The organism is Photobacterium sp. Hal280 (assembly GCF_037162255.1).
Taxonomy (GTDB): domain Bacteria; phylum Pseudomonadota; class Gammaproteobacteria; order Enterobacterales; family Vibrionaceae; genus Photobacterium.
This window is the reverse complement of record NZ_JARLUO010000001.1, coordinates 167,307-190,011: the sequence shown is the minus strand read 5'-3', so window position 1 is coordinate 190,011 and position 22,705 is coordinate 167,307. Positions and strand designations below refer to the sequence as shown.

General features: G+C 47.0%; 19 protein-coding genes and 1 pseudogene. 4 read left to right on the top strand and 16 right to left on the bottom strand.

Features of this window, described 5'->3' with window-relative positions:
• Nucleotides 1–230: 230 nt before the first annotated feature.
• Nucleotides 231–1,607, top strand: a complete 1,377-nt coding sequence (dbpA, locus tag P4S53_RS00900) for an ATP-dependent RNA helicase DbpA (protein ID WP_337112032.1) — start codon at nucleotides 231–233, stop codon at nucleotides 1,605–1,607.
• A 121-nt stretch (nucleotides 1,608–1,728) separates the two neighbouring features.
• Here dbpA and P4S53_RS00895 read toward each other — a convergent pair whose 3' ends face one another.
• Together P4S53_RS00895 and P4S53_RS00890 are read right to left on the bottom strand one after the other, a co-directional pair.
• Complete coding sequence (locus tag P4S53_RS00895) at nucleotides 1,729–2,538, bottom strand: TSUP family transporter (protein WP_337110947.1); 810 nt, start codon at nucleotides 2,536–2,538, stop codon at nucleotides 1,729–1,731.
• Between the two features lie 88 nt (nucleotides 2,539–2,626).
• On the bottom strand, nucleotides 2,627–3,484 hold the full coding sequence (locus P4S53_RS00890) for a TauD/TfdA dioxygenase family protein (RefSeq protein ID WP_337110946.1): 858 nt from the start codon (nucleotides 3,482–3,484) through the stop codon (nucleotides 2,627–2,629).
• Between the two features lie 108 nt (nucleotides 3,485–3,592).
• Here P4S53_RS00890 and P4S53_RS00885 point away from each other — a divergent pair, with 108 nt between their 5' ends.
• A complete protein-coding gene (locus P4S53_RS00885) occupies nucleotides 3,593–4,492 on the top strand; it encodes a LysR family transcriptional regulator (protein ID WP_337110945.1) in 900 nt (299 codons plus the stop codon).
• Nucleotides 4,493–4,582: 90 nt separating this feature from the next.
• Here P4S53_RS00885 and P4S53_RS00880 read toward each other — a convergent pair whose 3' ends face one another.
• The gene (locus tag P4S53_RS00880) at nucleotides 4,583–5,791 is read right to left on the bottom strand and encodes an autotransporter outer membrane beta-barrel domain-containing protein (RefSeq protein WP_337110944.1); all 1,209 of its coding nucleotides are present in this window, start codon (nucleotides 5,789–5,791) and stop codon (nucleotides 4,583–4,585) included.
• A gap of 286 nt (nucleotides 5,792–6,077) precedes the next feature.
• Between P4S53_RS00880 and P4S53_RS00875 the strand changes: the two genes are divergently transcribed.
• The gene (locus P4S53_RS00875; RefSeq protein ID WP_337110943.1) at nucleotides 6,078–6,446 is read left to right on the top strand and encodes a hypothetical protein; all 369 of its coding nucleotides are present in this window, start codon (nucleotides 6,078–6,080) and stop codon (nucleotides 6,444–6,446) included.
• A 543-nt stretch (nucleotides 6,447–6,989) separates the two neighbouring features.
• On the opposite strand, the gene P4S53_RS00870 is transcribed toward P4S53_RS00875, so the two are convergent.
• From P4S53_RS00870 to P4S53_RS00825, 10 genes are all read right to left on the bottom strand, one after another.
• On the bottom strand, nucleotides 6,990–7,469 hold the full coding sequence (locus tag P4S53_RS00870) for a hypothetical protein (protein ID WP_337110942.1): 480 nt from the start codon (nucleotides 7,467–7,469) through the stop codon (nucleotides 6,990–6,992).
• A 60-nt stretch (nucleotides 7,470–7,529) separates the two neighbouring features.
• Nucleotides 7,530–8,075, bottom strand: a complete 546-nt coding sequence (locus P4S53_RS00865) for an AAA family ATPase (protein ID WP_337110941.1) — start codon at nucleotides 8,073–8,075, stop codon at nucleotides 7,530–7,532.
• 108 nt (nucleotides 8,076–8,183) lie between these two features.
• A complete protein-coding gene (locus P4S53_RS00860; RefSeq protein ID WP_192013604.1) occupies nucleotides 8,184–8,483 on the bottom strand; it encodes a type II toxin-antitoxin system RelE/ParE family toxin in 300 nt (99 codons plus the stop codon).
• Nucleotides 8,471–8,728, bottom strand: coding sequence for a type II toxin-antitoxin system Phd/YefM family antitoxin (locus P4S53_RS00855; protein WP_192013602.1), 258 nt, complete (start codon nucleotides 8,726–8,728; stop codon nucleotides 8,471–8,473). The genes P4S53_RS00860 and P4S53_RS00855 overlap by 13 nt, the downstream gene beginning before the upstream one ends.
• 242 nt (nucleotides 8,729–8,970) lie before the next feature.
• Nucleotides 8,971–9,459 carry a GNAT family N-acetyltransferase gene (locus P4S53_RS00850; protein WP_337112031.1) on the bottom strand — a complete coding sequence of 163 codons (489 nt, stop codon included), beginning with the start codon at nucleotides 9,457–9,459 and terminating at the stop codon, nucleotides 8,971–8,973.
• 581 nt (nucleotides 9,460–10,040) lie between these two features.
• Nucleotides 10,041–10,385 (bottom strand): hypothetical protein, encoded by a 345-nt coding sequence (locus tag P4S53_RS00845; protein WP_337110940.1) that lies wholly within the window; start codon nucleotides 10,383–10,385, stop codon nucleotides 10,041–10,043.
• A gap of 133 nt (nucleotides 10,386–10,518) precedes the next feature.
• Complete coding sequence (locus P4S53_RS00840; protein WP_337110939.1) at nucleotides 10,519–10,917, bottom strand: VOC family protein; 399 nt, start codon at nucleotides 10,915–10,917, stop codon at nucleotides 10,519–10,521.
• 161 nt (nucleotides 10,918–11,078) lie between these two features.
• A complete protein-coding gene (gene lepB / locus P4S53_RS00835) occupies nucleotides 11,079–11,912 on the bottom strand; it encodes a signal peptidase I (RefSeq protein ID WP_337110938.1) in 834 nt (277 codons plus the stop codon).
• A 305-nt stretch (nucleotides 11,913–12,217) separates the two neighbouring features.
• Nucleotides 12,218–13,828, bottom strand: a complete 1,611-nt coding sequence (locus P4S53_RS00830) for a hypothetical protein (RefSeq protein WP_337110937.1) — start codon at nucleotides 13,826–13,828, stop codon at nucleotides 12,218–12,220.
• An 8-nt stretch (nucleotides 13,829–13,836) separates the two neighbouring features.
• Nucleotides 13,837–14,535 carry a hypothetical protein gene (locus tag P4S53_RS00825; protein WP_337110936.1) on the bottom strand — a complete coding sequence of 233 codons (699 nt, stop codon included), beginning with the start codon at nucleotides 14,533–14,535 and terminating at the stop codon, nucleotides 13,837–13,839.
• Nucleotides 14,536–15,328: 793 nt separating this feature from the next.
• Between P4S53_RS00825 and P4S53_RS00820 the strand changes: the two genes are divergently transcribed.
• On the top strand, nucleotides 15,329–15,847 hold the full coding sequence (locus P4S53_RS00820) for an RNA methyltransferase (RefSeq protein ID WP_337110935.1): 519 nt from the start codon (nucleotides 15,329–15,331) through the stop codon (nucleotides 15,845–15,847).
• A gap of 100 nt (nucleotides 15,848–15,947) precedes the next feature.
• Here P4S53_RS00820 and glgB read toward each other — a convergent pair.
• The 3 genes and pseudogenes from glgB to P4S53_RS00805 form a co-directional block, all read right to left on the bottom strand.
• Nucleotides 15,948–17,804 (bottom strand): annotated as a pseudogene (gene glgB, locus P4S53_RS00815) (1,4-alpha-glucan branching protein GlgB); the annotation flags it as partial.
• Between the two features lie 51 nt (nucleotides 17,805–17,855).
• Nucleotides 17,856–20,039 (bottom strand): 4-alpha-glucanotransferase, encoded by a 2,184-nt coding sequence (gene malQ, locus P4S53_RS00810; RefSeq protein ID WP_337110934.1) that lies wholly within the window; start codon nucleotides 20,037–20,039, stop codon nucleotides 17,856–17,858.
• Between the two features lie 103 nt (nucleotides 20,040–20,142).
• Nucleotides 20,143–22,605 carry a glycogen/starch/alpha-glucan phosphorylase gene (locus tag P4S53_RS00805; RefSeq protein ID WP_337110933.1) on the bottom strand — a complete coding sequence of 821 codons (2,463 nt, stop codon included), beginning with the start codon at nucleotides 22,603–22,605 and terminating at the stop codon, nucleotides 20,143–20,145.
• Nucleotides 22,606–22,705 lie beyond the last annotated feature (100 nt).

Genomic DNA, 22,705 nt, shown 5'->3' with positions numbered 1-22,705 from the left:
AACAAATCAGTACCAGAACGAATAGTTAAGGCGAAGCACAGCCTGGGTTGATACAATAGCGGCCATGATGCCGATCAGCACGGTTCGACGTTTATCATGAACACAGCTAATTTTAATGGCAGATCGTGCTAACCCCTATTTCTTCGTGGTTAGTCATATTAACCACCTATTACAGGACACATACCTTGAGCCATGCCGACATTGCCTCGACACCGTCGAACGACAACCCGTTGCTTTTTTCCGCACTGTCATTAAAGCCTGAACTATTGGAAAACCTCGCCACAATAGGTTTTACCTCTATGACGCCGATTCAGGCACAAAGCCTGCCGTCAATCCTGAACGGTAGCGATGTTATCGGCCAGGGAAAAACCGGTTCAGGTAAGACCGCCGCTTTCGGATTAGGTCTGCTGAACAAGCTGGATGTAAAACGTTTTCGAGTGCAGTCGCTGGTGCTGTGCCCTACCCGCGAACTGGCCGATCAGGTCGCGCAGGACATCCGTACTCTGGCCCGTGGTATTCACAATATCAAGGTGCTGACATTGTGTGGCGGTGTGCCTATGGGCCGTCAAATCGGCTCGCTGGAACACGGTGCCCATATTATCGTCGGAACGCCTGGCCGGGTGCTCGATCACTTAGAGCGTGGACGCTTAAGCCTGAGCAATCTGAATATGCTGGTGCTTGATGAAGCCGATCGCATGCTGGAAATGGGATTCCAGCCCGCGCTGGATGCCATCATTGAACAAGCGCCGCAACAGCGGCAGACCCTGCTGTTCAGCGCAACGTTTCCCAAACAGATCCAGTCGGTTGCGGAACAAATCCTTCACAAACCTGTGATGGTGAAAGTCGCCTCGACGCATGAAAAAAGCACCATTGCCCAGTCTTTTTTCCGTCTGGAAGATAACAAAGAGCGCATGCAGGCGCTGCGTCTGCTGCTGCTGGACAAACAGCCGGAAAGCGCCGTGGTGTTCTGTAATACCAAGCGCGAAACACAGCAAGTCGCGGATGAGTTGGCCGATGCCGGTTTCAGCGTGTTATCGCTGCACGGCGATTTGGAACAAAGAGACAGGGATCAGACGCTGCTGCAATTTGCCAATAAGAGTGCCTGTATTCTGGTGGCCACAGATGTTGCAGCCCGCGGGCTGGATATCGATGCGCTGGACGCCGTCTTCAACTATCACATGGCCCACGATACCGAAGTGTATATTCACCGTATCGGTCGAACAGGCCGTGCTGGCAGCCAGGGTAACGCGTACACCTTCTATGGCGAAAAAGATGGCTACAAGATGGCGTTACTGGCTGATCATTTCGAGCGCGAGATCACCAGCGATCCATTGCCGCCAGTGACGTTACTGAATAACAGACCGGCAGTCCCTGCCATGGTCACTCTCCAGATTGATGGCGGCAAGAAGCAAAAACTTCGCCCTGGTGACATTCTGGGCGCACTCACAGGCAATAACGGTATTGAAGGTTCGCAAGTCGGAAAAATCCACATCACAGATTTGCGCGCTTATGTTGCCGTTGACAGAAAAGTCATGAAAAAAGCGCTTGCGAAGATCACCAGCGATAAAATCAAAAGCCGCTCTTACCGGGCCAGAGCTTTACGCTGATTCTTGGCACTAAACGGCTGACTGTGAGCTGCTGACTCAGCCATCAGGCCATTCGGTATGAAAAACGGACCGTCATTCACTGTGACGGTCCGTTTTTTCAGCACTGATTCCCGTTGGGCAATCAGTGCCCGGTCACGAAAGCCAGCACAGGTCCTGTGCCTGTTTCATAAATCAGTTTCATCGTCATCAATAAAGTGACCGTGATGAAGATCGGCCGCACAACTCTGTCGCCATTGCGAATGACCACTTTGCTGCCCAGCACAGACCCCAGCACCTGGGCGACCCCCATCACCAGACCAATCTGATAATTCACACTGCTGATCGAGATAAAGAAAATCAACGACACCAGATTGCCCATCAGGTTTAATGGCTTAGTGGCAATACTGGCCTGCTTGATCGTGTATCCCAGTAAGATCGCAAACGCAATCATCCAGATCGCACCTGTACCCGGCCCGAAAAAGCCATTATAGAAACCAATGATCAGCCCCATTGACAGCATAAAAGTTCGGGACGACACCTTCGCCTGTTGCGCAACAACATTCTTCAGGCGTTTAGACAAAATCGAATAAGCCGTAATGGCAACCATGAGAATGGGCAGCAGCGCCCTCAGAATATCTGCCGGGAACAAGCTGACAGCAAAAGAACCCGCCGTTGCCCCGATTGCCGTCGCGATCATGCCAAGAAGCAGGCCGGCGAGCTTCACTTCTTTGTGCCATAAATAAGTCACGAAAGACGTCAGTTCACCAATCACGGCCTGCAAGCGGTTCGTACCGAGCGCCGTCAGCGGCGGCACACCGGCCAGCAAGAGACTCGGCACCGTAATTAAACCGCCACCACCTGCAATCGCATCGACAATACCGGCAATAAATGCCGCACAGAACAGCATGATGAATACACTGTCTGAGGGGACAAAGGCTATGGATTCCAACATATTTTTTCCTTTCTTTTTCAACTACTTCATTCATCAACCACATGTACAGCGCTGCAACAAATTGTCGGGCGCTGTACATGTATGTTGTTTAACGCATTGCCGAACGAACAATGATACGGTGCATCACGCGTAACTGACCGTAATAGTCGTTCACGGCATGGTGCTGAAGACCACGGTTATCCCACAACACAATCGTATCGTTTTCCCACCGCACCCTTGCGGTGAATTCATCACGGGTAATATGGCTAAAGAGATAATTAAGAATTGGTGCACTCTCTTCCGCGGACATCGATGTAAAGCGGCTGGTGTGCTCAGCATTCACGTAGATCCCAGGGATCCCTGATTCTTCATGTCGCTTGGCCGCAAAATGTGAGGCACTAAAGAAGGTATTAGCCATTGCGATATCTGTAAAATTCACCAGATGCGGGGCTTTGTTACCTGCTTCCTGAATTTTATTTGAAATGAATTCCGCTTTCTCAGACAGCAGAAACTTCTGCATCCCTTCCGACAAAGCGGCAAACGCTTTCTGGGAATCAGAAAATACGGTATCTCCCCCAACTTCCGGGGTTTGCTTCGCCGCCAGTAAAGTGAAATCGGGAGGAGAATCCAGGTAAGTGGAATCAACATGCCACACTCCACTGAACACATTTTTATGCTCAGGTTCTTTACGGATTTCGACAATTTCCGGGAAGCCTTCAATACCGCTGGAAAACGGATAGCGCTGCACGTCACCGAGCCGTTTCGCAATCTGCATCAGCTGCTGAGGCGAGGTGTCCTGCTTGCGGAAAATGAGTAACTTATGCCGAACCAGTGTCGAGTACAGTTCGTCGAACTGCTCTGATACTAAAGTAGCGAGTTGTTTGTGGGTAAACTCCAAACCAAAGCTTGGAGCCAGGGGCTTCGCTTCACTAGCCAATGAAGCAACTGTTACGTCAAGACGAGTCATTGTAATTATTCCACTCTTAATCAGTTAGAAGGAGCGGACATAGTTGTAACAAGGTTGCATATTAAGTTAAATTAATCATTATTTATTGCCATATTAAGATTGAGCTTAATGATAAATTCTCAGGATATTGAATTTTTCAGTGTGATTGCAGACAGTCCTTCCCTGGCTGCTGCCGCCAGAAAACTCAATGTGACGCCACCCAGTGTCACCCAGCGCCTGCAGGCATTAGAGCGGAAAATGTCCGTCACGTTAGTCGACAGAAATCTGAGAACCACCAAGCTGACGCAGGAAGGAAAAAAGCTTGCCCGAGAAGGCAGAGAGATACTGCTGGCACTGGAAGCACTGCAAAATGATCTCCTGTCGAACCAGTCAATGATTGAAGGCAAACTGAATGTTCTTGCACCGCTGGGATTTGGCACCACCCATATTGCGCCACTCATCGCCAGGTTTCAGAATCAGTACCCCAAACTGATCATTGATTTAACGCTCACCGATAAACCGAGCTGGTCGCACCCTATCAAACCGGATGTGATGATCTATATCGGCCGGTTAAAAGATTCATCACTCCGTTGTATTCACCTGGTTGAGAACAAACGCTTTCTTCTCGCCTCTCCTGGCTATCTTGCTTCAGCGCCACCCTTGAAAACACCGGAAGATCTTCATCATCATGCGTGTATCGCTCTGAAAGAGAATGACGAGGATGTCACGATGTGGAAATTCAATCTTCCGTCGAAGCAAACGATCAGTATTCGGATCGAACCCAAATTGTCCTGCAATGTCGGACAGGTTGCCAAGCAATGGGCCCTGGATGGCTACGGGATAATTCAGCGCTCGGAATGGGATGTCAGGAAAGAAATCGATTGTGGTCTGCTGGTCCCGGTACTGACTGACTATCAGCTCCCCAAAGCCAATATCGTGGCATTGGTATCGGCAGAAAAAAGTAAGCGATCCCGTAAACTCAGCCTGTTTCTTGATTATCTGAGCAATCATTTGCCACAGCGCTGGTAACGCGAAACGGTATGGACAAAGGTACCTCGCCTGAAGGTAAATATATGCCTCATGGCGCTCAAGGCTGCTTGCTAAGCCGCAGTCCGACCTTTATTTAAATGGGATAATCACACCCATGCTGTATAAAGTCGGGTTCATATCATTGAGTCCGACCAGCGTACTCGCTTCAGCGTAGCCGATCCACTTGTCATTGAAGGCGCCAGAGACACCGAGGTGAAAGCGACCGTAAAATTGATCGTCAGACTGAGTAATCACAGGCAGGTCACTGCTGGAATACATGGATTTGAATTGACTGATAATACGGTCTGAATGGTATTGATAGTCATAGTGCAGGTAGCTTTTCACATAAGGCTGGAAAAGCCCTAAGCTGGTACGGAAGGGCTTAGAAATCGTTGCGCCGGTAATAAAGGTAGTGCCTTCCAGTTTATTGACATCATCAACTTGTGAAATCACATAGTTTGAATTGCCTTTCGACAGCCTCTCGGTATATCTGTCCCTGTCTGATAAGGTGTACTGCACCGAACTTTCCAGCGCTATTTTGGCGTAGGGGTAATCAATCACATAACCGCCGCCCAGCATAAACACCCACACGTCAGAATCGGCATCATTCATACTGCTGACCACAGGATCGGTATACATATTCACCTGACGACTCATGTCTGTATCAATCAGTGCATAGCTGGCAGTGAAATCAAGAAACCATTCGTTTTCAAAATAGCTGAAATAGCCAGACGCGACCAAGCCGTCGATATCGCTACTTCCTTCATTTTCATAATCAGAAGATTGGTAAGAAGGCATGCCCAACGCCAAACCAAACAGATAATTATTATTCAGCAGATAATCGCCCCCCATGGTCAGCGAATAACTGTTATTTGCAGGAGAGGTGCGATCAACCGGGGACGATTTGAAGTGAAACTGAGGCTGAGAGCGCTCAACGCGCATATAAGTGCCCAAACCACTTGGTGTATTTTCAAAATACGATGAATGAGTGTAATCACTTGCGCTGAATGAGCGAAGACGGTTATCTTCCCTGACACTGCTTGTGCGCGAACTGACATCACCCGGGTATAAAGCAAAAGATGAAGCACTCAGACTGGCGGCTGGGTGAAGGGCTTCTTTCTTACTGGGTTTATCTACCCTGACATCGCTGGCCATTGACGATAACGAGTCAATGACCTCGTCGGATACCGAGCTGACCAAGCTGAATTGACTGCTGTCTGCCCATGTCACTGAGGGTAACGTGGCTGCCAGAACCACAACAGACAACCCGACCCCGCGACACCGATGTGCGCTCTTCATACAGCCCCCTAAACTACACGCTTATGTTATCCGTACGCCTTTATTAGACGTATCTAATACATCGTCACAAATACTTGCTTCTTGAGTATAGGGAGGTGAAATTTTGAGCAGTGTCGCAAAAATAACACTACGATTTTTTTGCGATTCGAAGTATTACGCTTCAGTATGTAATGGACACAACATTCTTGAGCAACTCGTTGAAGTCAGGCTATTTACTTTTCTGACACTGGATCTGATGCCTAATACCAAACTTTTTCTTTTTTTATGGACATGCCAGGAGGCAGAGATGAAATCCCTGATAGCCCCCTTATTGATTGCCACCCTGACAGCCCTTCCTGTACTGGCCGATGATCTGGAACAGGCTGCAAAAGATGTCTGCGGCTGCCTCGCCCAGCCCTATGCCGAACTTGAGAAAGCCTTACAGACAGTGAAAACAGACAAGGGCAATGACCTGTCCGGTCTGATGAATTCCAAAGATGAGCTCACAAAGATGATGGCAGCCACACAAACCTGCGTGGAAGATCTCAGGAAACAATACCCAGAGATCGACGCTGATAAAGCGTTACAAAAACAGGTGATGGAGAAGACCCGGCAGTATTGCCCTAACCCGTTAGAAACGTTAGATCTGAAAGCACCGCCCGTGCCGGCGGGTTGAGGTTTGTTCTGAGTTTTTCTCTGGGGTTGGGGATTACGTCAATGTGACGCAGACGATAAAAAAGCGATTTCAGGTAAGACGAAAAGTATGTCGCGCTTGAGTTTGGTGTATCTCTCAGCATTGTGTGACGCGCGCCAGACACTCTTTGTTGGGCCAAAGAGTGCCCAGAAAAGCCCTTTTGGTTCTTTGGTGTGGCCCGGGACGGTTGTAGGCGCTCCCGGCGCCGACAACCTGAAAATTCGTCCTGAATTTTCCCCTGGGGAGTGTATTACGTCAATGTGACGCAGACGATAAAAAAGCGATTTCAGGTAAGACGAAAAGTATGTCGCGCTTGAGTTTGGTGTATCTCTCAGCATTGTGTGACGCGCGCCAGACACTCTTTGTTGGGCCAAAGAGTGCCCAGAAAAGCCCTTTTGGTTCTTTGGTGTGGCCCGGGACGGTTGTAGGCGCTCCCAGCGCCGACAACCTGAAAATTCGTCCTGAATTTTCCCCTGGGGTTGTGGGTTTCTTAGGGTATAAACTCGTTGAAACTTTGAACATTTATTATGAGTACTTCGCACGAATATCAACAAGTAGATTCAATACTGACTTTTCGATGAGAGGCTTTAGATCAAGAAAGCCAAACTCAGGCTTCAAATGAAAGATTGAATTAAAACGCAGCAGACCTTTAATGTAATTTCCCCAGCTCAACCTTTCTGTTGAACGTAATGTTTCGAGTTGCTTCTCTTGAGACAAAGAAATTATATCAAATTCAATGGTTACCAACGGCCTCCACCCAAACAGAAATCCAAGGCCGAAAAACAAAGTTCCTCTCCTGTGATATGGAACACGAACGACCAAAGATACATCCTTCGTATCAATCTCTGCTGCATCCGATGCCGATCTCAAAGGAAGCAATTCCACCAACTTGAAGCGAATCGCATCAGTTAAATCAACACTCACAGAAGATAAAGAATACTCATCTATGAATTTTAAAAAATCTCTTCTTGGAGCAACTCTTATTGAATCTAAATATACCGCCAATGTAATTCCCTTTTACTCATTACACCCGGATTAAGGTGCTGCAACACATTGCGATCAAACTCAAGCCGAACGGCCGATACCTACAATATCTAAGATGAATTCAGCCCTTTCTCGAACTGAAAACTTTGGAACTTCAATCAGTTCATAACCGAACTTTTTGTATGCGTTCAGCATTTCGTGATATGTCGCAACCGCTTCATTAAAATCTTGTTTACGCTCGATGTCATTTTCATAGATGGTTTCCCAAGGTGGGAAAATAAACACATTTTTGTGATAAGTCAGTTCGCGACAACTTCTTAACAAGAGTTCTGAAACGGCTATTTTTTCAAGTTGACTGTAACCATATGAATCGATGATGCTCCGATCAAAGAAGGTCAAAACTGTATTATCGTGTACTTTGTAGTTGTTCAGTTCTTCAAGAACCATTGCATCACGAAATGCCGCTTTATCTTTCCAGGGTAAAGCGAGCCCATTGCGCTCAACCTGTGTTTGAATGACTTTACGGCCAACTTCTGTCGCACTTGGGTATCCCAATTGCTCTAAAAACTTGATCACTGAGGTTTTCCCTGAGCCAGGACCACCCGTAAAAACGACCCGATTATTCAAAAAACCTCCCAAAACGGCTAACAGATGACATGGATTCCTCCCACATCAGGCTCTGTCAACCAGCAGAGTAATCCTGACAGCCTAGTCAATACAGTTTCCTTCCTGATATTACTTTCTTAATAAGAAACGGCGTAAGTCTCTTTCTACTCGCATGACAAACAAGATATACACTTTTTCAGCCTCATACTTGTAAAAAATGCGGCAGGGATTAATCACAACTTCACGGTAATTTAAATAATCCAGTTCAGGCGGTACACGTCCTGATTCCGGGAAGGTTTCCAGGCGTCCAACTTTTGCAAAAATGGTTTGAACAAGTTCTTTGGCAGCATCAGTATTTTCAAGGGCTATATATTCAGCAATCTCGTTAAGATCAGATAACGCTGGTTCCGTCCAGATTATTTCAGCCATTTTGACATTCTGTCCTTCGCTCCTTCATGACTCACAGTCTTACCGTCCGCTAATGCGCGCTCACCACGAGCGATCCCTTCAAGGATTGCTAAACGATTTTGCATAAATTCATAATCATCAACATCAACGAGATAAGCTGACGGCTTACCGTGCTCAGTAATCAGCACTGGCTCTTTTGTTTCATGAAGATCAGCAAGGATCTTAGTCGCTTGACGCTTCAGTGATGTCACCAGTTCTACTTTCATTCGAACCACTCCAAGAAAAAGCAAAAGTGATACTATTCTATCACTTAGAGTATAGCAAGCTCCATACTGGCGGATGAATGACATGCCCTGCCCTCAGCAGTCTTTGCCAAAACAGCCAAGCCTGATACTGAAATTAGAGGAACCCGTCATGACGAAACCTATTTAAAGGTATGATTTGTATAGCATATTAATAAATCATATCCTGAAAATGCCACAGTTTCACAATCCCGCGAAGCCGGTTGTTATAAAGACTGTGCAAAGTCACGTAACGCTTTGCCTTCAAAACGGAAATACTCTTTCTCCTGGACCAAACTGGCCCCAATAGATACATAGAATTTGCCTGCTGTCGGATTCGTACGCTCTGCCGTCCAATCCAGACGCTGACAATCATGACTCACAGCAATTGAAGCCAGGTGCCTCATCAATTTCAGACCAACACCTTTACCCCGCGCTGAAGCAGAAACAAACAGGTCTTTCATATACATCTGGCCAGAGAGTTTTGGGGCGGGAAACATCATCGCATAGGTCGCGAATCCAACAACCTTATCGTTATCAAAGGCCGCAACCACTTTCACACCAGAGTGCTCAGAAAACACTTGCTGGCTTAAGTAGTTAACCAATTCACTCTCTGACGCAGCTTTATCCCCGAAATAATACTTTTCAAGCTCAATAAAAATTGAGAGGAGATCAAGACAATTTTCCTTATTCACTTGCTTTAGTTTCACCAATATTCCTTATCTGTGATGCTCTGAGAATGCGGCGGGCATGTATAATACTTTCTAATGAATGAGGGATTGTAAACAACACTCAAATGTCAATGAAGACACCCCGGCTTCATTAAATCAGTACAATCCTTCTTCAAAGCTTTGTTAAAATTTTACTCACCTAGTGCTTCGAATTTCTCTTTTAGGGTCATGTGGCAAACAATTTGTATAAGAACGAGCCACATGAGTTCTACCATTATCATCTACGACAACACAAACTAGATTACACGGCTTGCCCAATGCACTTCGCCAATAATGATGACGTTCCTCATAGTCCGCTTCAAATTCTACGTAAACGTGAGCTGAACTGACCCATTCAAGTGGGATTGAACGTTTTATAAGTAAACGCTTAAACATCTTTGAATAATGCTTAGTCATGGGGTCAAAGCTCGGGGAGTACGGGATAATCTGTTGGGAGCAAAGATCAAGGTAAACACTCTTGCTTTGAAGAGTCGCTACGAACAGGTATAGCTTACCAATACCCCAATAGCCATCGACATCATTGTTTCTGCTATTAAACGAACCGATAACACCGCTTGCAATACTACCTAGTTCTCTTCTGCGTCCCATGTTTTTCCTAAAAGACGTGCTACTTCATCTTGTGTTTCTGGTGAAAACAGCGTCAATTGTTCATCAGTTAACACGCCATAATGCTTTAAAGCTGCAATCTTAAACAATGCATTACTTCGTTTGAGATCATTAAACATCTCAGCGATGGCGTCATCTTCTTTGCTCATTAACTTCCAGAGCTCTAAATAACTTTCATGTTCCCGACCTTTTCGGTCAGATGATACTTGGTCGATGCGTTGAAAGATCGTCTCGCATACCGAATTGAGCAGGTTCGCCTTGAGACCACTCAACACTTTCCAATCATTTTCAGGTACAGATGACATCAGAAGTTTCTCCTTAAGACGCTGGCAGCACACTACATCAAACTTCATCACAACAGCCCTAACCACTTCGAGTTATTGGGGCTGGAAACGCAACGCGTTGACAGTCCCTCTTGAGCCATTTGCTATACGTGGCTTATGATGACCACTCTCTGTTTTGAAGAACAACCCGATAGCCATCGATATCCTCAAACGTTTTCCCTACAACATCCCAGTAATCGTTATAAGAAGGTACGACGACAAATCCCGCTTTCTCCATTTGTTCGCAACATTGAGCCCAAACATCCTGTTCAGGAAGATAAAATACAAGCAGGTTATCTTGCGTGGGAGCCTGCCCTACTACCGTACCTTTATGATGAGTAAACTCTAGATAATAATGATGAAGCTCGTGACCAATGATTGAGCCATCAAAGCCATTATGATCTTCGAAAGAACCCAATAGTTTAAAGCCCAAACCATTGACGTACATTTCCGTAATTTTTGCCAGATTATCCGTTGGGCGAGCGACTCTAAGTTTTGCTGATTTAGGGATCATTATCTTCTCCAATCCTTTGTTATGAATATGACGCACTTACCCAGCTAAAGTGCTGGCATGCATTACCACAAAGCTCAATCACAATAGACATAACCATCGCGGGTCAAAAGAACTGGAAACGCTATGCGTTGAAAGTCTCTCTTGAGCCGTTTGTAAGGCCATTAATCAAAAATATAGACGACCTCACCGATAATGCTGTCACTTGTAATATACCCCCAATGCCTACTATCCGCTGAATTGTCGCGATTATCACCCATGAAAAAGTAACTTTTTTCTGGTAATACTTTTTCATCCACATCAGCAGATGGCCGCATACTGTCCCGTTGAATGAAGTATGTAACTCCATTTAACTGTTGTTTAAAGATTGTTTCTCTGTCTGTATCATATAGTTTTTCCGTAGTTAAGACTGAACCATTAACAGTAATTTCATTACCTCTAATAGACAGCGTATCTCCAGGTAATGCGATTAATCTCTTAACAACAGGAAAATCTATTTCCGGCGGATAAAATGCATACAACTGACCTCTTTGCATTAGATCAGTAGACGATATTTCCTCATTGACTAGTGTGAAACCATACGTCCCGTATGTGCCATAGCCAATTTTTTGTACAAGGATATTATTTCCAGATTTTATTGTCGGTTCCATTGAACCTGCAGGGAAAACAAATGGCTCATACAAGAAGGAGCGTAATAGGAAGACCATCATGAAGAAGGTTCCATAAATTGTAGGTATGCCCCACCACCTTGAATACCAAGCCCTTTTAAAAGAGTGGTCATATTTTTTTACTACAAAATACGCATGAATTGGACAGAGTAAGGAGAAGCTCACTATAAATGACGTTTGATATCTCCAATCCAGCAATGAAGCAATACAAGAAAGAATAAAATACAACCAAAATAGTTTGGGTCGATTAAGGTATAAAAATGTGAATGCTTGTAGAAACACGCCTAAAAGTATTGCGACCCATGCTTTGGGTTTCCAATAGATATTCACCAATTATCCTTAATTCTGTGGGACTAAATTTTTGTTATACGACAGCGAATCGAATCACTCTGTCGCATAACAATTTCTGACAAAAACCGATTAGGAATATGTTTGTTTTTATAATTCAATTTAGCCATATAAAAACAAGTGATTTACATAACGCCATTTCAATTATCATACTAACGATTCTCATAGCCCCCAATTGATATTATTTAATTCATGTATTTCATGAATTACTGCAGGAAATGCAGTTTTCATTTACGATAGGATTATATCATCAGCTAACCCCTATCTAAAACAATCGCTTTCTAAATTTATCCAGAGATATATTCTAAAAGCTCAGCATTCGCTGCATTTTTCATCAGTCGTGCTCTTGCCGGCCCAACACCATAAATACTCTCAATTAAACTATCTTCTGTTTTAGTGTGTAAATTTGCTATTGTTTGAATACCAACTGACTTTAACTTTTCCTTTTGCCATGGCGTAAGCAGAACTAAAACATCAATTGGTTTTTCCAACAGTGATTTCAAAGACTCTTTATACTGAAGCTCATCATCAGTCTGTAGAAGATCATCACTGCCTGAGTATGAAGCATGATTTTTACCAAATTCAGGAAACTTCTTAATTGATAAGTTTTTATAAAAATCTGAAGATTCTCCGTGAGGACTGCTTTCTAGTGAGATCATACATCCATATTTTATTTCGTACCTTGTACCCAACTCTTTTCTAGTAGCCCTCATAGCACTATCAACCATTCTTATAATTCCTGTATATGTTAATAATCTTAAAGATTCTTTCACTGCCTCTGGAGAATCCTTATGTATCCAGAAATATATCGTAGATTCGTCTATGCCTTTTTCCTTTCTAGAAGAATTATATTCTTCAACTCTTGGAATAACTGAATTTTCCAAGAAATCTCGCCCCCAATCAATTACACCTTGGTGTCCTTTATATTTCTCTCCCAACTCCGTATGTTCTACCCATATCTGATTTCTATAAAATGACTTAATAACAGAATTAACATTTGATGTATTAAACTTTGATAAATCTTGAAGAGTTCTTAGCAACATCCTAGGATTTCCACCTGACGAAAGAGCTAATGTATTGAATAAATCTCGTTGCCTATCAATATCTGCTCTTAACTTATCATCAGACTGTTTAAAAACAATATCTTTAAAATATTGAAGATAATCAGAATCTGAGATATTCCTTTCAAGTTTCTTATAAGTACAGTCGTGTATTATTTCAAAAGAATCACCAAAGTGCGTTACACCTGGATATATGGCAGCATTACAACTTATATATGGAGATCGTAGATCTTTGAAAAGATTAAAAAATTGTCTCTGTTGCTCAGGTCTAAAAACATGGGCCGCTTCATCAAAAAAGAATACTACTTTTTCTAAAGAGTTACCCTCACATATTAGTTGAATAGCCTCTTTAACGTCTTCAATATCCGGAAGAGATGAGATATTTAACGTTGATTTCCCTTTATATGAATCCTCAAATATCTTTACAATTTCCTTTAAACTAACATGAACACCATCTTCTGTATCACTTTCATCATTACTTAGAAGGTTTGCAGTTAGGCCCGATACTACTATCCCTTTTTTTCTAAGTTTATTCATCAAGTATTTTAGCGTTTTAGCTAGCATCCAATGGTAGAACTGGAGGTCGTCATCAGTAGTTATTAATGAACTCATATTGAAAGGAACAAATACAGTGATATTTTTATCACTTTCAGCTTCTAATTCCAATTCAGCCACTCTCATTAAAAATGACTTTCCTGTTCCCCTGGATCCTTCTAGCAAACATGGCTCATTTGATTTTAGAGCATTCAATATATTCCTATCCGAAGAATTAACTACGGACAAATCTAATATGTCAGCCTGTTTAATACTTTCTGTTCGAAGATAAAACTCACTCATTTCAATTCCTATGAACGGCCAAAAATCTCTCTAACCTCAGATATGTGACTAAATTCTTCAGGTATAAACTGAAGTGACTCGCGAGCAGCATCATCAAGTAATCTTGTATACCGGCATATAGCAACAAACAAAATAACTTCAGATGTGTTTTTATAGCTTTCTAAATATAAATTTAATAGATTCGAGTTGTAGCTTACTTTAAGACCACTTTTTCCCCAAGTTTCATTATTTCCGTGTACATATTCTGATAATTTTCGATACGTGGACATCGCTTTATCACGATAGCCACTAGTATACGGAGCGCATTCACTGAAAAATGCTTTTGTAAATCTGTTGGATAGCACTCCATTCTCTTCATCTACAAGCTTAGACCATTTAATATCAGTCCTACCATCAAGCCATTCATGTAATTCCATCTTATTAACAGAAAAATACATTGTTGCCAAGCCCATTTCCAATGCTAACCTTAAGGATGAAAATGCTTGTCGATATAACCCTAAAGTTAAATTAAGCGTTGCCGATTCGAGCTGAGTACTAACCGTCACTAGCATTTGCCTTTCTTGAGGATCAAGTAAGCAATCTGAAAACTCAAATATACATGAAGCCAAATGGTGAAGTGTACCTAGTTTTTCTTTTTCTAAAATCGTTTTGGTAAATACATTCTGAGATTCACTATTAAGCTTTGAAAAATATTCTTGTATATCCATGAATTTAGAGTATTCCATATTTAAAAAGGTAACAATTTACTAATAGTTACACATAGCGTAATATAGCAACCTTCTTTGATGAGTGAATTGTTTTTATTGAAATAAAAGTAATTCAACTATAATAAATCGCTCAATTATCGAATCACTTATTGATTTTCGCAAACTATATTCACCCAAACAAACACTTTCCCAAAATGTAAACATAGTCCTAATTTACTTCAAATATCAGATATTCCCGAGACTAGATAAACATCTCATATATCTTACTTCAACTACTGCTGCTACCCAATTTATATTCTTTACTTTCTTTCTATTTCATGACTTACACCAAAAATCAGCAACGCTATGTTTGTAAGTAAGTGACATCAATCACTTACTAAGTGCAAGGAAGCCGTAGCCATGTTACATACTCACCCAGCCACCAAAAACTAACTCGCTTTATGGATTCCCGCCTGTCGCGGGAATGACAGCTTGATAATGTGCATTGATAGTACAAAATCAGGGAAAAATTCAGGACGAATTTTTAGGTTGTCGGCGCCGGGAGCGCCTACAACCGTCCCGGACCACACCAAAGAACAAAAAGGGGCTTTCTGGGTACTCTTTGCCCCAACAAAGAGTACCTGGCGCGCATCAAACCATGCCGAAATGAACACCGAACTCAAGCGCGACATACTCACCGAATCCCAAAAAATGTTACCCCGCAATAGCACTTCTGCTGCATTAAGGCCATAATCCCCCCACTCACGTGTCCAACACGCTCCCCTTAAAGCAATACAAAAGTAGATCAAACACAATGACAACACAGTCAACGGTCATTATTGGACTGTACAACCCCAAAAGCCCGACGAATGTTGGCGCAGTGATGCGTGCCGCAGGCTGCTATGACGCGACCCAGGTGCGCTATAACGGTAACCGCTATAACCGCGCGGCAAAATTTCACACCGATACCCACAACAGCCATGAGCGTATTGAATTGGTCGAGATGGACGATCTCACCGCCGGGTTAGCGGACGACGTAGAAATTGTCTGTGTTGAATTAGTGGTTGGCGCAACGGCATTGCCTCGCTTTACCCATCCGGAAAACGCCGTGTATGTGTTTGGCCCGGAGGACAGCTCACTGCCACAAGAGGTTGTCGATAAAGCCCATCATGTTGTGTATGTGCCTACCAATGGCTGCATGAATCTGGCAGCAACGGTCAATGTGGTCCTGTATGACAGATTAGCCAAAACACTGGGTGCGATTGATGATCACCAGCAAATCGTCTCGAACCGGGACAACAAAAACAAGCTGGCCGTCAAAGGCTGCGTTTGACATAAAAAAAGGGCCATCAAATGGCCCTTTCTGTTTCATCGCAACCATCCGCTCTGCGCCATTCGGGTTGCTGTACTCTCTGAAAAACGCGTCGCGCGATTTAACCCGGCATAAATTGCCAGAACAAGGTCGACAATGGCGGCAGATCAATCATCAGCACTTCACTGCCTGACGCCTCATCCCAGACGGTATTCACCGTTTGCTCTACCGGCATCCCGCTGCCCCAGTACTGACTGTCATCACTGTTGAGCATTAACCGGTACTGGCCTGGCTGCGGCACCGGAATTCGGTAATTCTGCCGGGGCACAGGGGTAAAGTTACTGACCACCAGCACCTTGCCGCCATTGCGGGCGAAACGCTCATGCGCGATCACACTGCGGGACGCATCATTTTGCACACACCAGGCAAAGCCAGCCGCATCACAATCCAGTTCATACAAAGCCGGGGTCGACTGATACAGGATATTTAACGCCCGCATTAAACGCTGAACGCCGGTATGGCGATCATACTGCAGATAATGCCACTCCAGCACCCCATCGTGATTCCACTCCGCACTCTGGGCGATTTCTGCGCCCATAAAGTTCAGCTTTTTACCGGGCTGACCATACATATACGCCATATAAGCACGCAGATTGGCCGTTTGCTGCCATTCATCACCCGGCATTTTATTGAGCAGCGAACCTTTGCCATAGACAACTTCATCGTGTGACAGCGAGAGCACGTAGTTCTCACTGAAGGCGTATACCAAAGGAAACGTCAGCGTATCGTGATGGTGCTGTCGGTGAATCGGATCCTGGCGGATATAACTCAGGCTGTCGTGCATCCAGCCCATATTCCATTTGAACCCAAACCCCAGCCCGCCTTCATAGGTTGGCCGTGAGACACCGGGAAAACTTGTCGACTCTTCCGCAATCGTCATGGCATTGGGATACAGGCGGTACACTTCTTCATTCATCCAGCGCAATAAGCTGGCAGCATCATGATTGATATTGCCGCCTTCGGCATTGGGTATCCACTCTCCGGGCTGTCGTGAGTAATCCAGATACAGCATGGATGCGACGGCATCGACCCGCAGGCCGTCGATGTGGAAATGCTCAAACCAGTACAGGGCATTGGCGACCAGAAAACGGCGCACATGCTCACGGCTGTAATCGTAGATATAGCTTTGCCAGTCCTGATGCCAGCCGCGACGCGGATCCGGGTCGTGAAACAAGGCGGTGCCGTCAAAAAAGGCCAGACCATGATCATCGGCCGGGAAATGCGCCGGCACCCAGTCGAGAATCACGCCTAACCCGGCCTGATGGCACTGGTCGACGAAATACTTGAAATCATCCGGCGAGCCATAGCGGCTTGTCGGAGCAAACAGTCCTACCGGCTGATAGCCCCAGGAGCCGTAAAAAGGATGTTCCGCCACCGGCATCAGCTCAACATGGGTATAGCCCATCTCTGTCAGATAAGGGATCAGCTCTGCCGCCAGCTGACGGTAACTCAGGCTTTCACCGGATGCCTGCCGCCGCCATGAGCCCAGGTGCAGCTCGTAAATGGAAAGCGGTTGTTCGTGTTTGGCTGTCACCTGCCGCTGCTGCCAGTGTGCATCCTGCCAGCGATAGGTACTGTGGTCATACACTTTGGATGCAAACGACGGATACTGCTCCGCCTCATAACCCCAGGGATCGGCCTTATGCGGCAGGCTGTTGCCCGATGGATCGCGCAGTTCAAACTTATAGCGCTCCCCGGTGGGCAGTCCTTCGACAAAACAGCCCCAATAGCCTTGCGCCAGTGCGGATAACGGATGGGCGCGGCTGTCCCAGTGGTTAAAATCACCCACCACGCTCACTGCAGAGGCATTCGGGGCATATACCAGGAAACGGACGCCGGAGATTGGTAAGCCGCCGGTTTCAACCGTTAAGCGTTGCGCGCCCATATGATGATACTGGCTTGAAGGATGCGCCAGCTCAGCAACATCCGGCAACCAGTCTTTGATGTTTACACGTCCGGCGCCCACGTGTTACTCCTGCTTCTCAGCCGCCTGACGGCGTACATCCGTCAACCGTTTGGTTAGATCCATGATGTCCTGACGGTGAAAAAGATCTTCAAGATTCACTGCCAGTTTACGTCGCCAGTTCGGATATTCATCCACAGTGCCCGGAATATTGACCGGCTTATCCATTTCCAGCCAGTCTTCCAGTTGCAGGCTCAGCAATGCGCTGGCACCGGCTGCAAGATGTAACTGCAGCGCTTCGGCCAGGGTGCGATCCATCGGGACATACTGCGCGTCGCGGCCAACATTTTTCGGCAGGAAGCCATGCCAGTTGACGCTGTCCAGAATGCGCTGTTTGCTCTCAGCACGGCTGTCGAACAGTCCCTGCAGTTGCTGTTCATCCGGGTACAAACCCAGCTCCCGGCCCAGCTTGAGATCGTCGCAATGCCAGAAGCCTCTGAGTGTCGGCATATCATGGGTACACAGGGCCGACATCGACTGCGCGGTATAATGCGACGGAGAATAATAGCCACCGTCTTCCGCCGTTTCGAAGAAAAAGACCTTGTAAGAGTGAATGCCGGCGCTCGCCAGTTTATCGACGATTTCATCCGGCACTGTGCCCAGATCTTCACCGATGACGGTACATTGATGGCGGTGACTTTCCAGCGCGAGAATCGCCATCAGGTCATCAACCGGATAGTACATATACGCGCCTTGCTTGGCCGATTCACCTTTTGGAATCCACCACAAGCGAAGCAGTCCCAGCACATGGTCGATCCGTAACGCGCCGCAATGGCGCATATTGGCACGCAGCAGTTCAATGAACGGCTGATAGGCCGTTTTGCGCAAGGCCTGCGGATTGAATGGCGGCAATCCCCAGTTTTGTCCCAGCGGACCAAGAATATCCGGTGGCGCCCCGACACTGACTCCCTGGCACAGGGCATCCTGATCGGCCCAGGTTTCTGCGCCGGAATCACACACGCCGACGGCCAGATCCCGGTAAAGCCCCATCACCATGCCTTTTTCTTCGGCAAGCTGCTGCGCTTCTGCCAACTGAGTATCAGCCAGCCATTGCAGATACATATACAGCTGCACCTGCTCAGGATGGGCGGCAATGAAGTGTTTCACGGCTGCATTATCAAAATGACGATATTGCTCCGGGAAAACCGGCCAGCCCCAGATTTGGTCGTTCTGCGCTTTCAGTTCAGCGTGCAAGGCATCAAACGCGGCCTGATGCAGCAGACTTTCACCGCCGGTTTCGACAAAATCCAGGAACTGTCGGCCACGGGCGGTCAGTGACGCCAGATGGCGTTGCTGAAAGGTGTGAAACAGCATCGGCAGCACAAGCATTTTCAGGCATGCCACTTCGCTGTAGTTCACCCAGTTGCTGTCACGGGCCGCCACCAGACGCTGCTGGAATGCATCGCTACCCACTAACTGCAACGCTTCATCACACTGAGCGAATTCCGGTACGGAACACACATCGATATAGATAATGTTGAGCCAGCGGCGGGAAGACGGACTGTACGGGCTTGCCCCTTCCGGATTGGCCGGAAACAAAGAATGGATCGGGTTCAGGCCGACAAAATCGCCGCCACGGGATGCAATATCAGACACCAGATGTTTGAGATCGCCAAAATCACCAATCCCCCAGTTATGACCGGTACGTACTGAATACAGCTGGACACTGGCACCCCAGAGTTTCTTGCCCTTTTCCAGAGCCGGCTGCTTATAACAAGCCGTTGGGGTGACGATCAGCGTCATCTCATAGGGTGACTGACGGCGTTTACGGAAAATCTCAAGCTTGTGGTAGCCCAGCGCCAGTTCAGGCAACGCGAATGTCATCCCGCCACCTTGCTCACGGTCATCTGTCACCAGCTGCGACTGCAGCCAGCCTTCCATCACCTCGCCCTGTTCGGTTTCGAGCCGCCAGCTGAAATCGCTGATACGGGCACTGCGCCCCAAAGTCAGCTCGATCTGCACAGGTTCACCGCGACGGACCACTTTCACCGGCGCCAGCACTTCTCTTGGCTGTAATCTGGCCGCTGAGGCTGTCAGCGCCTGATCACTGCTGGTATCGTAACCCAGCGCGCTCAGTAAGCTGCTCAGTGTTTCCGTACTCACCGATGTTTCATCGCCCCAGGCACTGATATAGCTGTCAGCCAGCCCGACCTGTCCGGCAATCTCTTTCACAACCTTTTCTGTTCTCATTCTTCTTCTCCGTGACACGGTTAAGGCTGACTGTCTCTCCCACAGATTCAGCCTATGTCACTACTTACAATAACGCCGGGACTAGTCAGCCCCGGCATAAATATCAGCGTTTGACCGCTTTTAGTTGCCAAATGTTTTCTACATAGTCGCGAATACTGCGGTCTGAGCTGAACTTGCCGACCAGCGCGGTATTGAGGATCGCTTTTCTCGCCCAGCCGGCTTGATCCCGGTAAGCGTGGTCAATACGTTCCTGAGCCGTGACGTAATCAGCGAAATCGGCCAGTACCAGATACGGATCGCCCCCTTCCAGCAGATTGTCTCGAATGCCCGCCAATGCGTCCGGCTCACCCGGTGTAAAGGTCTCGCCCAGCAGCAGATCCAGTGAAGCTTTCAGCAAGCTGTCAGACTCGTAGTAACGGGTTGGCTGATAGCCTTTCTGAACCAGTTCCATCACCTCGTCGACCAGCAAGCCAAAGATGAAGATGTTGTCATCGCCGACTTCTTCCCGGATCTCAACATTGGCGCCGTCCATGGTGCCGACAGTCAGCGCACCGTTCAGAGCCAGTTTCATATTTCCGGTACCGGATGCTTCCTTACCGGCCGTCGAAATTTGCTCCGACACATCGGCCGCCGGGATGATGATCTCCGCCAGGCTGACACGATAGTCAGGGATAAAGACCACTTTCAGCTTGCCACCCAGGCGAGGATCATTGTTCACTTTGTCTGCCACTTTGTTGATGGCAAAAATGATGTCTTTCGCCAGTGCATAACCCGGCGCCGCTTTGGCTGCAAAGATAAACACGCGCGGCTGCATCTCAAATTTCGGATCACTGAGCAGACGGTGGTAGAGCGACAAAATATGGATCAGGTTCAGGTGCTGGCGCTTATATTCATGAAGGCGCTTGATCTGCACATCGAAGATGGCGTCTGTGTTCAGTTCAATCCCCATGTTGTCAGCCACCCAGTCGGCCAGACGCTGTTTGTTGGCCTTTTTCACAGCCATGAAAGCTTGCTGGAACTCGGCATCATCGGCAAAGTCAGCCAGTGACGATAACTGTTCCAGTTTAGCAGGCCAGTCTGTGCCGATTTTTTCATTAATGAGTGAACTCAGCGCCGGGTTACAGAATTTCAGCCAGCGCCGCGGGGTGACACCGTTCGTGACATTCTGAAGTTTCCCCGGATACAGTGCGTCGAACTCAGGAAACAGGTCACGCTTAACCAACTCCGAGTGCAGCGCTGCCACGCCGTTCACCGCATAACCGCCAATCACGCACAGGTTTGCCATGCGCACCATACGCTCGTTGCCTTCCTGAATCACAGACAGCTTGCGTTTCACTTCATCATTGCCCGGCCATTTCGCCTCGACCAGATCCATAAATCTGTGGTTGATCTCAAAAATGATTTCCAAGTGACGCGGTAACAGATTAGCAATCAGTGATTCGCTCCAGGTCTCCAGTGCTTCCGGCAGCAAGGTATGGTTGGTATAGGCAAAGACTGAATTACAGACAGACCAGGCATCGTCCCAGCTCATGAAGTGCTCATCGAGCAGAATGCGCATCAGTTCGGGAATTGCGATTGTCGGGTGGGTGTCATTCAGCTGAATGGTTTCCAGCTTGGCCAGATCTTCAATCGCATGGCCTGCGGCCAGATGACGACGCAGAATATCGGCCACCGAGCAGGCACAGTGGAAATACTGCTGCATCAGACGCAAGGTTTTACCCTGCTCATGATTGTCATTCGGGTACAGCACTTTGGTGACATTACCGGCTTGAATCGCCGCCTGCTGCGCCCCGGTATAGTCACCGTCGTTAAACAGCGCCAGATCAAAGGGTGCCGGCGCACGGCATTCCCACAGGCGCAAAGGATAAACGCTGTTATTCTGATAACCGATAATCGGCAGATCCCAGGCGATCCCGTCGACTTGCATGCCAGGCACCCAGCGGCGACGTTCTGCGCCAGCTTCATCGGTGTACACCTCGACGTGGCCATACAAACCGACTTTCTGGTTCAGCTCGGGACGCAGGACTTCCCACGGATAGCCTTCCTGACCACGCCATGCATCCGGGGCTTCCATCTGGCGGCCATGATCAAAAGATTGCCTGAACAGCCCGTACTCATAGTGCAACCCATAACCCACAGCCGGAAATTCCTGCGCGGCCAGTGAGTCCATAAAACATGCCGCCAACCGGCCGAGTCCGCCATTGCCAAGCGCAGGATCGCGTTCTTCTTCCAGTAAATCGGTCAGGTTCTGACCCAGCGCAGCCATAGCGCCGGACACCTGCTCATACAAGCCCAGGCTGATCAGATTGTTACCGGTCAGGCGACCAATCAAAAACTCCAGTGAGAGGTAATTCACACTGCGGCAGGCTTGGGCAGATAACTGCTGCTCGGTCTCAATGAGGTTGCCTGTGCTGATGTCTGCCAGTGCACGGCTCATGGCCAGATACCAGTGGCGTGATGTCGCTGTCGCAGGTGTCTGGGCATAAGTCACCAGAAGATGTTGCTCAACCGAAGCCTGAAAAGCCGCCTTATCAAAGGTAGGCATCTTGGTTTGCGTTTGCATCATTCGTTTCTCGCTGTCGGGTTGTCATTGTAGAAAATGAAAAACTGTTGAGGCTAATGCTGCCTGCGCGGTACCGGAAAAACATCATCCCATGCCGTGGAGG

What these genes read in the sequence shown, in the direction of transcription:
- P4S53_RS00805 (WP_337110933.1), bottom strand. Translation starts at nt 22,605, where the DNA reads ATGATGCAAACGCAAACCAAGATGCCTACCTTTGATAAGGCGGCTTTT.
- P4S53_RS00880 (WP_337110944.1), bottom strand. Translation starts at nt 5,791, where the DNA reads ATGAAGAGCGCACATCGGTGTCGCGGGGTCGGGTTGTCTGTTGTGGTT.
- P4S53_RS00875 (WP_337110943.1), top strand. Translation starts at nt 6,078, where the DNA reads ATGAAATCCCTGATAGCCCCCTTATTGATTGCCACCCTGACAGCCCTT.
- P4S53_RS00840 (WP_337110939.1), bottom strand. Translation starts at nt 10,917, where the DNA reads ATGATCCCTAAATCAGCAAAACTTAGAGTCGCTCGCCCAACGGATAAT.
- P4S53_RS00820 (WP_337110935.1), top strand. Translation starts at nt 15,329, where the DNA reads ATGACAACACAGTCAACGGTCATTATTGGACTGTACAACCCCAAAAGC.
- P4S53_RS00845 (WP_337110940.1), bottom strand. Translation starts at nt 10,385, where the DNA reads ATGTCATCTGTACCTGAAAATGATTGGAAAGTGTTGAGTGGTCTCAAG.
- malQ (WP_337110934.1), bottom strand. Translation starts at nt 20,039, where the DNA reads ATGAGAACAGAAAAGGTTGTGAAAGAGATTGCCGGACAGGTCGGGCTG.
- P4S53_RS00895 (WP_337110947.1), bottom strand. Translation starts at nt 2,538, where the DNA reads ATGTTGGAATCCATAGCCTTTGTCCCCTCAGACAGTGTATTCATCATG.
- P4S53_RS00855 (WP_192013602.1), bottom strand. Translation starts at nt 8,728, where the DNA reads ATGAAAGTAGAACTGGTGACATCACTGAAGCGTCAAGCGACTAAGATC.
- P4S53_RS00830 (WP_337110937.1), bottom strand. Translation starts at nt 13,828, where the DNA reads ATGAGTGAGTTTTATCTTCGAACAGAAAGTATTAAACAGGCTGACATA.
- P4S53_RS00885 (WP_337110945.1), top strand. Translation starts at nt 3,593, where the DNA reads ATGATAAATTCTCAGGATATTGAATTTTTCAGTGTGATTGCAGACAGT.
- P4S53_RS00860 (WP_192013604.1), bottom strand. Translation starts at nt 8,483, where the DNA reads ATGGCTGAAATAATCTGGACGGAACCAGCGTTATCTGATCTTAACGAG.
- P4S53_RS00825 (WP_337110936.1), bottom strand. Translation starts at nt 14,535, where the DNA reads ATGGATATACAAGAATATTTTTCAAAGCTTAATAGTGAATCTCAGAAT.
- P4S53_RS00890 (WP_337110946.1), bottom strand. Translation starts at nt 3,484, where the DNA reads ATGACTCGTCTTGACGTAACAGTTGCTTCATTGGCTAGTGAAGCGAAG.